The following is a 13,657-nucleotide window of genomic DNA, read 5'->3' on the forward strand; positions in this document are numbered from 1 at the left end:
CCAGATCCACAATCGATTGAATCAAGTGTTAGAAAGGGTCTGAAAGATATAGTTAGATCCTCAATTACAAGAATGGAAGATTGGAAAGTGAATCCAAGAAACAATCAGATATTGCATGAATTTTACTATGAGAATGGATTGAGTAATGAAGTTGTAGAAAGAATCGAGGACAAGATAAACGTTTCAATTCCATCATTTTTTGAAAGTGAAACATTCGAAGAAGTGATACTGGATGGTGGGACTAAGTTTGATATTGCTGAACGTTTTCGGTCATTTAAAATTTCAGGGATTAAAGTGAATCTTATGGTTGATTTGGCTTACGATTCTGAAACAGGCAATGTTAGAAAAGTAATCGATTGGAAGACAGGTTCAAAGTCATATGATGACCAATTACAACTAACTACCTATGCTTTGTACTACAATGACCTCTTTAGAATACCAGAAGAGAAAATTCAGGTGAAGAACGAGTATCTTTGTGACCCACAGGAACAGCTTACAACAAGAGGCTATCAAGTTTCAAAGGAAGACTTAGATAGAACAAGAGAGCTAATTATGGATAGCTTCCAGCAAATATATACGTTTTTAGTTGAAGAAGAAATTGAGAGTTTAGAAGATGTGTTGTTTATTGAGGGATGTTCTAATGAAAAAGTATGTTCATTTTGTAATTTTCGAGAGGTTTGTTTTAACCGAAAGACATTTTTATAATGGGTTGAATAAATCACTATCTATTTATCTATGATATAAGGTTCAAACGAACAAGGATTCTATTTAGAAATATCAACAGGTTGAATCATTCGATGGTTCTTTTGTTTAGGAGGAGATGTAATGAAAGAGTTAGGTGGAATTGGTTTGGAGGTTTCTGATGAATGGGGATTGCTTTTTAAGAAATATCGTGAGAGAAAGAATCTCTCTTTAAAGCAGTTAGAACTGTTAGTAGACATTAGCCCCTCATATATGAGCAGGATAGAACGCTCGGAAAAAAAGGAACTAAGTTTTGCCAAAGCGATTCGAGCGGCCACAATCTTAGAAATTCCATTCGATGTTTTAGTAAATACAGCATTTCGGTCATTGGAAGTTGGTGAAAATGATGGAAGTGTAGATGTTGTTGACTTACTTTTTCAAAATGAACTATCAGCGAATGGAGAAATATTAAGTAAGGAAGCAAAAGAGTGTATCATTACAATTTTAGAATTCATCTTTTCTATTAAATGGGATGAAAAAACAAAGGTGAAAGAACTTTGGCAGTTATCTGAAATGTTCGATGAACTAAAAACATATGCGTAATTAAGGAAGCGGGGGAGTAGTAATTTCTCCCTTGCTTTGTTAAGAAGGAGAGGATTGGTATGAGTAAGAATGGATCTGATAAAGAGAGGATATTTTCACTTAGTCAATTACATCAAAATGCTAAGGTTTTGACAGAGGTTATAGGATTCAAGTTACATGAAATAAGGTTAGAAAAGTCATTTGGAACAACAAAAGTAGACATTTATGCTATTGACCCTGAAAGAAAATTGGAGATATTTTGTGAATGTCAGGTGAATTCATCAGATGAAACTCACCTTCAAAAAATTCTTGATCTAATTGATGCGATGAAAGAAGGAATTATAGTTTGGTGTGTATTAAGTTTTAAAGATGAACATTTAAAAATAGTGAAAGATAAGGTTAGGAATGCTCGCCAAAAATACATTAATTTCTATGCAGTTAAAATAACAGAGGAAATAATAACGAAGTTAGAATGGTTAAATAGGCTATATAGATTACACGTTATTGAGAATTTAGGTGTACTAAACCATATTGAAAGACCACTCAATCTAATTGATAAGATTGAAACAATACCTACTACATTCGTTGGTGAAGCATGGTTAGGAGAGAGGCAGTACGATACTAATAAAAATGATGAAGTTATCGAATATATGCTGAATCGGTTCAGAGAGATAATCCCGTATTATCCAAATTTTTATTATGAGAAAAAACCACAACGATATGGGCCTAAGATTCATATCGGAGCAGGTATTTCAGGAGTAACTTATGTATGCTCGTTAAGGAGTAGAAGAAATGTTGCTTATGCTGAAATACATTTCGATAAAAGTAGGAAAGACTTATTTGAAGAATTTTCACTTCACTTACAAGCAATGCAAAAGTATATACATCCTGCTCTTCGAATAAAGGATAGGAAGATTGGGGTTTATTTCAGACCATTTAATAGTCATGATGAAACAATTGATCAAATTGGAAAGATATTAGGTAAGATGATTGAATACTTCTCTCCGTATACATTTAGGGGGAGTAGATAATTGATAATTTTAATATGTTTTTGTGAGGGAGTTACTTAATTAAATGTAGCTCTCTTTTTTGTCGATCTCTTTGCCTTTTTATTGAAGTAAGAATAAAATAAGAATAGAGTATAAAATGGTTTGTTTTTGAGGTGATAAAGTGGAAGTGAAATTATTTTACAAGACGCAAAGAGAGCTTGCGACTGCAATTAATTCAATTATTGATGCTTATTGGGAAAATCAGATAAATGAAGATGCTTTGATAAAAAATGTGACAAGTATCTATGAGAATAACGAAAATAAGGTATTAAAGGATAATAAATTTACAACTGTTTTAAAACAGCAATGTGGCAAGAGACGTTTGGAAGTAGTTGAAAAGGTATTAAATATTGGCAATATGATGGCAAAGTAGCCATTTGGAAAGGAATTACATATATGTCTAACGAATTAGAATATAATGCAATTATGACAGGTGCTTCTTTTTTGTTTTTTGAATTCAAACAAGTAATTAAGTTAAAGTTAGATGGATTAACTGAAACAGAAATTCGACAGAAGATAGTTTCAGATAATATCTTTCAATATGAGAAAACTTCAAGCTTAAAAAGAATGATTCCTTCGTTACTAAGACGAGTAGATGTCTTAGAACAATCCCTTATGAGTATGGTCTTAGAAGAGCCGTTAGAGGTAGGTAAAATAATTAATTTATATGCAATCATGAAAACAGATCGATTGTTTTTTGAGTTTATGAATGAAATTATTAAGGAGAAGCTTCAAGCGAATGAATATTTTCTTGAAAAGAAAGATCTTAATTCATATTTTACATATAAAGCAGAGCAAGATGAAAGTATAGCAAATTGGTCGCAATTAACAGTTAATAAACTAAAGCAAGTGTATTTAAAGATATTGCTTGAAACGGGTTTAATAAAGGACAAGAAATCAGGTGAATTAAATAGGTTGATTATAGATGGACAAGTAAAAGAACATCTAATAAATATCGGTGAGAAACAATATTTGCTGGCAATGGGTGAATGAGAGGTGATAGTATGGCGAATTTGAATGCAAGACTCGACAAAATAATTCCTAAGATAAAAGAAACTAAATTCATTGATGGTAGAGGTCTTGGAAATGAAATTAGCTTCTATGTATTCGATTACGAGCCAGAAGGAGAGCTTGTTGTACGGGACTACATTACACATATAAAAAAAGAGTTTGCCCATGAAGGCTCTAATAGAAAGATTATAGAGTTCGATCTATATAAAATGCTTATCGAGATCGCAAAAGAACGTCGAATATTCGATAGAATCTTTCAAATGGAAGAAAATCAAGGGAAAGAAGCTTTATTTAAAGCTATGGCAACATTTGCAAAACCTGATATTATCCTAAAGAAAATAGACCAACAGATTGGAGATCATAACGTTGTCTTTTTAACTGGAATTGGAAAAGTCTATCCGTTTGTTAGGTCACATAATATATTGAATAATCTGCAAGAAGTATTGGACAAGACACCTGTGATTATGTTCTTCCCTGGAAAGTATGATGGTCAATCTTTGCAGTTATTTGGGAAGTTTAAAGACGATAATTATTACCGAGCATTTCGGTTAGTGGATTAATCATTTATATAGGGGGATTATCATGCTGTTAAAAGAAATGTTCCAAAAAGATATAGAACGTGACATAAAAGGTGTTATTAAGGTTGCTCAAACAGATGAAGAGCATATTCATCAAGAGCTTGACGAGTATGTAGTGACCAGAGAATTAAACAAGCATCTGTCTAAATTCTATGAAAACTATCAAAAGGGAATAGATGGTAAGACAGATAAGATGGGTGTGTGGATTTCAGGATTCTTCGGGAGTGGTAAGTCACACTTCTTAAAAATCCTCGCATATCTACTTGAAAACAAAAATGTGCAAGGAAAGAAGGCAATCGAATTTTTTCAAGATAAGCTCCAAGATCCTATCATTTTAGCCAACATGAATAGAACGGCTGATATTGAAACAGAAACGATTCTATTTAATATCGACTCAAAAGCTTCGTTAGACAGTAAAGAGAAGAATGATGCAATTCTTCGTGTTTTTATGAAAGTTTTCTATGAACATCGTGGATATTACGGGGATATTCCTGGCGTTGCTGAAATGGAAAAATACTTAGATAATAATGGTGTGTTGGATCAGTTTAAAGCTGAATTTAAAGCATTAGCGGGAGAAGAATGGGTAGATCGCAGAAATACGTTCTACTTTGATGAAGACTATGTAGTGGGGGCTTTGACGAAAGTAACAGATATGTCTGAAGCGACAGCACGTAACTGGTTTGAAAATGGTGTAAACAACTTTGAAATTAGCATCGAGAAATTTGCTAAAGATGTAAAAGAATATATCAAGCAAAAGGGTAATAATTTTCACCTTGTATTCTTAGTAGATGAAATCGGACAGTTCATTGGTGACAGTCGAAACCTGATGCTTAACCTACAAACAGTAGCAGAGGACTTAGGGACTCATTGCGATGGGAAGGTATGGATTATGGTAACTTCCCAAGAAAGCATTGATAGCATAGTAAAAGTAAAAGGGGATGACTTTTCACGTATTCAAGGTCGTTTTGATACAAGGTTATCTTTATCTTCTATATCTGTTGATGAAGTTATTAAGAAGCGTATTTTACTTAAAAAAGATTTTGTATCCGATAAGCTTAGATTACTGTACCCTGAAAAAAGTGCGATCTTGAAAAATCTTATTAGCTTTAAAGAACAAACGGCTGATTTAAGAGGATATGACGATGCGGATGAATTTGCAAATGTTTATCCTTTCATTCCATATCAATTCAAGCTATTACAGAATGTATTTGAGCAAGTAAGGAAACACGGTTCATCAGGCAAGCATCTATCAGAAGGGGAACGCTCAATGCTATCTGCATTTAAAGAAGCAGGTCTGCAATATAAAGATGCAGATGAAGGTACGTTAATTCCTTTCTATGCTTTTTATGACACGATTAAAGAATTCCTCAATCCTTCTATTTCAAGGGTAATTGAAGGAGCATATGAGAATCCTGTCTTAAAAGATGATTCGTTTAATATGAACCTTTTGAAAGTGTTGTTCATGATTAAATATATTAAAGAATTACCTGCCAATATGGATAATATTGCAACCTTGATGGTCACACATATTGATGAAGATAAGTTGGAATTAAAAGAAAAGTTAAAAATATCACTTAGAAAGTTAATTTCTCAAACACTTATTCAAAAAAATGGTGATTATTATATTTTCCTAACTGATGATGAACAGGACATTAACAGGGAAATTAAATCCATGAATGTTGATGAAGAGATGGTTAAACGAGAGCTTGCCAATTACATTTTTCAGGATCTTTATGACGATAAGAAGTTCCGTTACTCTTCTCAATATTCATTCTCCTATAATCAGAAAATGGATGATAAAAACTATGGAAATCAAACGTCTGCGGTAGGAATTCATATTCTTTCACCACTATCAGATCATTACGAAAAATCAGAGCAACAATTATTGATGATGACTTCTGGTACAAGTGAAATGCTTGTGAAGTTAGGGGCAAGTGACTTATATGTTGAAGAAATGGAAGAAGTATTAAAGATAGAGGAATATCGAAAGAAAAAGAATATCACACAGCTTCCTGAAAATATTCAGAACATATTAAATAACAAACAAGTAGAAGTTCGTGAGCGTAGAAGACGAATTCGTGAATTGTTAGAGGATGCAATTAAAGGGAGCATATTTTACATCAATGGAGATAGAGCAGACGTTAAAGGCTCAACCGTAAAAGAGAAGTTGAATACAGCTCTTAAAGGTTTAGTTGATAATGTTTATACAAAGTTGGGCTATGTTGCTGACTTCTTAGAAAGCGAGCGAGAGCTTATCCCAATCTTATCTTATCAAAATGAGCAATTAACACTTGATACTGGCGAATCAAAGAGTAGAAATATTAGAGCAATAAAAGAAATGGAAGAGTTTATTAAGCTACAAGCTGATATAAATAAGCAAGTACGAGTGAAAATCTTGTTGGATCGTTTTTCCGACAAACCGTATGGCTGGAGAGCTTTAGAAATTGCAGGAATGATTGCACTACTTCTTAAAGAACAAAAAATTCGTATCCGTTTTAATGCAGAATACTTAGAGCCAGAAGTAAATACAAACACCATAGTGACTGTTCTTACAAAGTCTACTGATGCTGACAAAGCGATTATCATTAAGCGTATAAAAGTAGATGAACAACTGATACAAACGGCAAAACGTATATGTAGAGAGCTGTTTAATAAATCTGACCTGGCTGATGATGAAGATGGCTTAGTGAAAGATATTCGTGCTTTAATAGAGAAACAAATTGCTGAAATTATCGCATTGAAAGATCGCTATGAAGGTCGTAAATATCCAGGAATGAGTTTATTGGATAAAGGCTTAGAATACTTTGAGGTATTTAATAAAGGATTAGATAATGCATCATTTTTTATAAAACTTAAAGAAATGGAAGATGACCTGCTGGATTGGGAAGAGGACATTATCTATGTCAAAAGCTTTTTTGAAAATCAGAAAGACATTTTTGATAAAGGGTTATATGCATTAAAAAAATATGATGAAAACAAAGCTTATTTATCATCAGATGACTCACAGGAAGCTTTGAAGAAATTACAATCTATTCTCACAGACCCAATTCCGTATAGAAAGATTAAAGAAATACCTGAACTCGTGAATCAAATTGAAGAGAATATCGGGTCGGTTCTTAATGAGAAAAAAGCAAACGCCAAAGAAAAAATTAAAGTGGATCAAGACTATCTTGTTTTGTTAGCTAAGCAATATGGTGTAAATCCTGCAACTAAAGAGAAAGTAGAAGCTTATTATAATGACCTACAAGCGAGTGTGGATACATTTAAGGATATTTATAAGGTGGATGCTACAATATCGCAAAGTGCAAGCTTTAAAGAGAAATATGAAAGAGTGATCGACAACGAAATCAAAGAGTGGCAACGAAGAAAAGAGCAGGAAAAAGCACCAATCGGAAGAGAGACTGGTGAAACAGAAACTTCAACAACACCAGTTACAACAATACAAAAAGAAAAGGTAAAGGTTACACAAGTCTTAAATATACGTACATTAACATCGGAAGAAGATGTAGACCAATTTGTAAATACGCTCTCAACAAAGTTAAAACAAATAATCAAATCCAATAAACACATTGAGTTTATTGATTAAGTAGGTGTAATGGTTATGAATAAAACTGGATTGAAAAATTTTGCAATTAGTGCGAGGCAAGAGCTATTAAAGAAAGTACAATCCAAAGCGTTAAAAATAGGAATTTCAGCAGAAAACATTCAGAAAGCAAATATAGAAAGTTCGGATGCCGTCTTTATTGATGGCAGACAGCTTTCGCAGGAAGAGAGAATTCAAAGAGAGAAACTTATTGAACGTATTAAGTTAATCGGGTTTGATCGAGTTATGGAAGAAGTGGCATATACTTGGTTTAACCGTTTTACAGCACTTCGCTTCATGGAAGTAAACAACTACTTACCTACAAAAGTGCGTGTTCTTTCATCGGTTGATGCTAATAGTGCAGAACCAGATATGATGAAAGAAGCAATGAGTCTTGATCTGGACTTGGACAAAGAGTACATATATGACTTGAAGTTAAACAATAGTACAGAAGAATTATTTAAGTACCTTATCATTAAGCATTGTAATGATTTGAATCGTTATTTACCGTTTATGTTTGAAAAAATTGATGATTATACAGAAATCCTTTTTCCAGAGGGTTTACTTGCAAAGGATTCTTTTCTTCATGAAATGACGGATGTAGAAAAGATAACAGAAGAAGATTGGAGTCAAATTGAAATTATTGGTTGGCTATACCAATTTTACATTGCGGAAGAAAAAGATAGAGTATTTGCTAACCTAAAAAAGAATGTAAAAATATCGAAAGAAACATTACCTGCGGCCACTCAATTGTTTACTCCAAAATGGATAGTTAAGTATATGGTAGAGAATTCTTTAGGGAAAATTTGGGTTGAAGGAAATCCAGAAAATAACTTGAAATCACAATTGAAATATTTTCTTGAAGAAGCAACGCAAGAGGATCAGGTAAAAAAAGAGCTTCAAAAAATACGAGATTCACAAAAAAATCCAGAAGAGATTACATTTCTCGATCCGAGTTGTGGAAGCGGACATATACTTGTATATGCATTTGATATTTTTTATGAAATGTATATTGAAAAGGGATATATTCCACAGGAGATACCCAAGCTTATTTTAGAGAAAAATTTATATGGATTAGATATTGATGATCGTGCAGTGCAATTAGCCTCATTTGCAATAATGATGAAAGCGAGAGAGAAGTCCCGTAGAATATTTAAAGAGAAAGTACAGCTCAATGTCTGTGCCATACAGGAAACAAATTGGATTACAGAAGAAGTTATTGAATTTGTATCTAAAAATCAGATGATTGTTGGTAATGAAAGTGTTACAAATTCACTTAGAAACATTGCAGAGAAGTTTTGGGATGCAAAGGAATACGGGTCAATTATAAATGTTGGACCCATAGATTTAGATATATTGTATAAACTGATACATACTTTAGAGAATGTACCAACAGACCTCTTTGACTTATTGATTAAAAATAAGATAAAGGAAAATCTCCCCAATATTATTATGCAGTCGAAGATTTTAAGTAGCAGATATAGTGTTGTTTGTACAAATCCTCCTTATATGGGGCAAAGCGGTATGGGACCAAAGTTATCTAAATATGTGAAAGATAATTTTCCTGATTCCAAAAGCGATTTAGGCACAGTATTTATGGAAGTTTGCTCGAATTTAACGTGTGAGAATGGTTATTTTTCAATAATTAATATTCCTTCATGGATGTTTCTTGGTAGTTTTGAAAAGTTGAGAAGAAAACTGATAGAAAATACCACATTTTCATCACTATTACATTTAGGAAGAGGAATATTTGGTGCTGATTTCGGTACAACTGCGTTTGTAATTAGAAATTCAATTATTCAAGATTATGTAGGATCATACAAAAGACTATTTGAAAGTCAATCTGCTGTTGATAGTTTAGAGAAGAAAGAGAACAGATTCTTCACAGATGTGACATACACTAACAAGCAAAAGAACTACCTTCTGATTAATGGTTCTCCTATTACATATTGGGCAAAAGATATTGATTTAAAGATATTTAAAGAAAATAGTAAATTAGGTGAACTTGCAGAGCCAAAACAGGGATTGGCAACTGCTGATAATAATAGGTTTTTAAGACAATGGCATGAAGTCTCGTATGAGAAAATAGGATTAGGTTTTAAGAACAGTTTTGAGGCTCAAAAAAGTGAACTTAAATGGTTTCCCTATAATAAAGGCGGAGCGTTTAGGCGATGGTTTGGTAATAGTGAATATGTGATTAATTGGGAAAATGATGGTTATGAATTAAGGAATTATAAAAACTCTGTTATTAGAAGTCCTCAATTTTATTTTAAAGAAGCTTTAACATGGTCTAAAGTAACTATTGGAGGATTTTCAATAAGATATATTCCAAATGGATATTTATTTGACGTAGCAGGATGTTCAATTTTCTTTGATAAAGAATCCGAAGATAACATTTATTATTTCTTAGCACTTTTGAATAGTGTAGTAACAAAAAGGATATTGGCATTTTTAAGTCCTACAGTAAATTATGAAGTTGGTCATATTGCGAGTATTCCAATTAAGTATATAACTAATGAGAATGTGGTTAGTTTAAGTAAGGAATGTTTAGATTTAACAAAAAATGATTGGGATTCTTATGAAACTTCTTGGGACTTCCTACAACACCCTTTTTTAACTTACAGAAATAATGAAAACAAGATTAATTCAGCATACAAAAATTGGGTAAAGTATACTGATTATAGATTCAATAAAATTAAAAGTAATGAAGAAGAGCTAAATAAATTCTTTATTAGTATCTATGGTTTAGAAAGAGATGTTTCATCAGATGTTCAAGATAAAGATATAACGGTAAATACAGCAAATATAGAGAGAGATGTAAAGTCGTTTCTCTCATATGCAATAGGTTGTATATTTGGTAGATATTCCTTAGATGAGGAAGGATTGGTGTATGCAGGTGGAGATTTTGACATTAGTAAATATAATATAATTTCTGTTGATAAAGACAACATTATTCCAATATTACCTGGAGCTTATTTTGAGGATGATATAATTTCCAAAATAACGGAATTTGTTAAGGAATCATTTGGTGAAGGATTTCAATCAGAGAATTTAGAGTTCATTGCAGAAGCTCTTGGTAAGAAAAGGGGTGAAACTGCAAAGGAAACGATAAGAAGATATTTTCTAAATGATTTCTATAAAGATCATGTCCAAACATATAAAAAGCGACCTATTTATTGGTTGTTTACATCTGGAAAACAAAAAGCATTTAATTGTCTTATCTATATGCATCGCTATGATAAAACGACATTATCAAGAATTAGAACGGATTATCTTCATGAATATCAAACTCGACTTGATTCAGAGAAACAAGACCTATTACAATTAATTGAAAGTGATGCTTCAACAAAAGAAATAAGCAATGCTAAAAAAGAGTTAAAAACCTTAGATAAGAAGATTGAAGAATTGAAGGAGTATGATGAACTATTACACCATATGGCAGATATGCAAATGGAAATTGACTTAGACGATGGTGTTGCTGTCAATTATGAGAAGTTTAAAGGACTCGTAGCAAAAATATAGTAAAGTCATCAGGGGATATATTGGCTATGACAAGATGGCTGATATATCCTTATTTATATGAAGCATTTATAAGTAAAGGGGTGACGAATTTGAATATAGATCAAATCATCACGACATTAACGAATTATTTTAATGAACCATTAAAAGATGGTGAGCAAAGAAAGATTATCTTCTGGATAGATAAGGATTATGAGTTTACAGAAGAAGTCGAACAATTAGAAATAGAACAAGTAATTGTTCATAAATTAACTGATAGAAACCAATTTCATACAAAGTACATACTTGAAGAAGAAAACCCAACCTCAAATTATTTAATATATTCAAACCAAGAGTTATCAACAGAGGATAATTGGCTTGTTGATACAGTTCTATATTCAAAGGTTTTTTATGCTGATAAAATCTCCATGCTTTTAGGAGAGTTAAACGTTGAACCTTCATTAAGGGCTACTATAAAGAAATATGAGAAGTTCTTTAATAACAAAGACCGATTAAAGAAATTTAAAACTTATGATATTCAGCTTGATACAGTCGAGTCTATAGAAATATCTATTCTGGGAGTTTTATGTCAGACTAAAACGCCTGATGTTGAAGCGATTGTAAGAACAGTGCTTATGGACAGTATAGTTGATAGTGAAAACAAGTATATTGAACAAATGGAGAAGTTTTTTGATGTAAATGTGTTCTGGAACTTTGTTGCTAATAGGTATGGCTATCTTCGAGAAGAAAAGTCATTGAAGACATTGTTCATTCACCTAACTGTTACAGCATTGAGCCATTCTATTGATGATCAATATATCTCAAATCTTCAAAGTTATATTGCCGAGCGTAACAAATCAAATGGCTTAGTATTTATAGATCATTGGATGCATCATAAATCAGACTATGAAATTTACAATGAATATGCAGAGCTTGTAGAGAAAGATATACAAATTTCTGACCTTGTTAATCAAATTCCATTAGAAGTATTTAAACAAGCAGATATATTCCCGTACTTTGATAAAGCTATTATCATTTACATAGCCAATAGTCTATCCACAAATCTTGAAGATTATGAAGAGTACACAAAGCTTATCAAACTGCGTAGAGCAAAGCATTTTTATGAAACGTATCAACCTATTTATGAAGCTTTATTTTATACAGTAAAAATACATGAGTTTTATAAACAACATAGAAACGGCATTCCACAAGGACAAGTTTTTGATATGTTTACATCTTACGTAAACGAGTATTATGAAATGGATAGGTACTATCGTAAGTTTTACGTTGCGTATGATCAAGAAAGTAATAATGAGCTTATAAAGAAGCTAAAAACGATGGTAGAGAATATATATACAAACTGGTATATGGCAGAATTAAATGCAAATTGGTCAAAAGCTGTGAAAACAGAGTTAAAAGAGCAGTGGTCTTTACCAGGTGTTAATAATCAGCAACATTTCTACCGTAATAATATTGCATCAAGGATTAATAATGGAGAGAGAGTATTTGTTATTATTTCAGATGCGATGCGATACGAAGTCGGTGTGGAATTAAGTGAACGATTAAATTCTGAAACATTAGGAAGTTGCGAAGTTCAGAGTTTGCTTGGGGTTGTTCCCTCTGTAACAAAACTTGGTATGGCATCACTCCTGCCATATAAAGAATTAGATTTTGACGAAAACGGCCGAGTAATAGTGGATGGGAAGCACAGCTCTGGAACTGAAAATCGCCAAAAAATACTTGAATCAAAAGTAAATGATAGTGTGGCTGTTCATTTTCAGGAAGTTTTAGCGATGAACAAGTCAGGAAGAAGAGAGTATTTTAAAGGGAAGAAACTAATTTATCTTTATCACGATACGATTGATGCACATGGAGATAAGGCATCAACAGAGGTGTACACATTTAATGCTGTTGAAAAAGCTATGAATGAACTATATGACCTTATCAAAATCATTCGAGATGATTTAAGTGGGACAAACGTGTATATTACAGCAGACCATGGCTTTTTATATCAACGTGATGCTCTTGAAGAAAGCGATAAAATAAACCAAGTTGCTATGAATAAGGTTGAGGTAAAAAGGCGTTATATTCTTTCAAGAGATAAGCAAGAAGAACCTGGACTTCTTGATCTTGATTTATCTTCTATTGTAAAGAATGAACAGCAATTAACAGCTTATGTCCCTAATTCTACGATTAGATTCAAAATGCAAGGATCAGGCGTTAATTTTGTTCATGGAGGAGCAAGCCTACAAGAAATCGTTGTTCCTTTATTGGAGTTTAAAAACAAACGACAAGGACAAAAAGGTACGAAAGCCATCACTAAAGTAGATGTGAAGCTTACGAACACAACAAGGAAGATTACAAATAGCATCTTTAACTTATCATTCTTCCAAACGGAAAAAGTAGCAGATAAAACAATTGCAAGAACAGTTCTAATTTATATGGTCGATGAAGAGGGAGCAGTCATTTCTAATGAAGAAACAATTATTGCAGATAGAACATTCGATCAACCAGAAGATCGTACCTTTAAATTACGATTTGTATTGAAGTCTATCCCTTATGATAAAAGTAAAACGTATTATTTAATTGTCAAAGATACGGAGACGGATGTAGCGGTCGATAAGATTCCTTTTAATATAAACTTAGGGATCGTCAGTGATTTTGATTTTTAGAGA

At 32.5% G+C, this 13,657-nt stretch carries 9 protein-coding genes; all 9 read left to right on the forward strand.

Translation table 11 applies throughout. From position 1 onward, the window contains the following. The coding region (locus tag D3H55_RS12375; RefSeq protein ID WP_136035701.1) for a PD-(D/E)XK nuclease family protein at positions 1 to 705 on the forward strand (705 nt) is incomplete at its 5' end. A 120-nt stretch (positions 706 to 825) separates the two neighbouring features. After that, on the forward strand, positions 826 to 1,284 hold the full coding sequence (locus D3H55_RS12380; RefSeq protein ID WP_119547233.1) for a helix-turn-helix domain-containing protein: 459 nt from the start codon (positions 826 to 828) through the stop codon (positions 1,282 to 1,284). A 59-nt stretch (positions 1,285 to 1,343) separates the two neighbouring features. Next, a complete protein-coding gene (locus tag D3H55_RS12385; RefSeq protein WP_119547234.1) occupies positions 1,344 to 2,294 on the forward strand; it encodes a hypothetical protein in 951 nt (316 codons plus the stop codon). 139 nt (positions 2,295 to 2,433) lie between these two features. Then, on the forward strand, positions 2,434 to 2,685 hold the full coding sequence (locus tag D3H55_RS12390; protein ID WP_119547235.1) for a TIGR04540 family protein: 252 nt from the start codon (positions 2,434 to 2,436) through the stop codon (positions 2,683 to 2,685). 23 nt (positions 2,686 to 2,708) lie between these two features. Then, the gene (locus D3H55_RS12395; RefSeq protein ID WP_119547236.1) at positions 2,709 to 3,305 is read left to right on the forward strand and encodes a DUF1819 family protein; all 597 of its coding nucleotides are present in this window, start codon (positions 2,709 to 2,711) and stop codon (positions 3,303 to 3,305) included. 11 nt (positions 3,306 to 3,316) lie between these two features. Further along, positions 3,317 to 3,883: a DUF1788 domain-containing protein gene (locus D3H55_RS12400; protein WP_119547237.1), complete on the forward strand. Its 567-nt coding sequence runs from the start codon at positions 3,317 to 3,319 to the stop codon at positions 3,881 to 3,883. A 22-nt stretch (positions 3,884 to 3,905) separates the two neighbouring features. Continuing rightward, a complete protein-coding gene (gene brxC / locus D3H55_RS12405) occupies positions 3,906 to 7,487 on the forward strand; it encodes a BREX system P-loop protein BrxC (protein ID WP_119547238.1) in 3,582 nt (1,193 codons plus the stop codon). 15 nt (positions 7,488 to 7,502) lie between these two features. Next, positions 7,503 to 11,006, forward strand: coding sequence for a BREX-1 system adenine-specific DNA-methyltransferase PglX (gene pglX, locus D3H55_RS12410; RefSeq protein WP_119547239.1), 3,504 nt, complete (start codon positions 7,503 to 7,505; stop codon positions 11,004 to 11,006). Between the two features lie 26 nt (positions 11,007 to 11,032). Continuing rightward, positions 11,033 to 13,654 (forward strand): BREX-1 system phosphatase PglZ type A, encoded by a 2,622-nt coding sequence (pglZ, locus tag D3H55_RS12415; protein WP_338067939.1) that lies wholly within the window; start codon positions 11,033 to 11,035, stop codon positions 13,652 to 13,654. Positions 13,655 to 13,657 lie beyond the last annotated feature (3 nt).

The sequence above is a fragment of the Bacillus salacetis genome (assembly GCF_003581585.1).
Classification (GTDB): domain Bacteria; phylum Bacillota; class Bacilli; order Bacillales; family Bacillaceae_B; genus Rossellomorea; species Rossellomorea salacetis.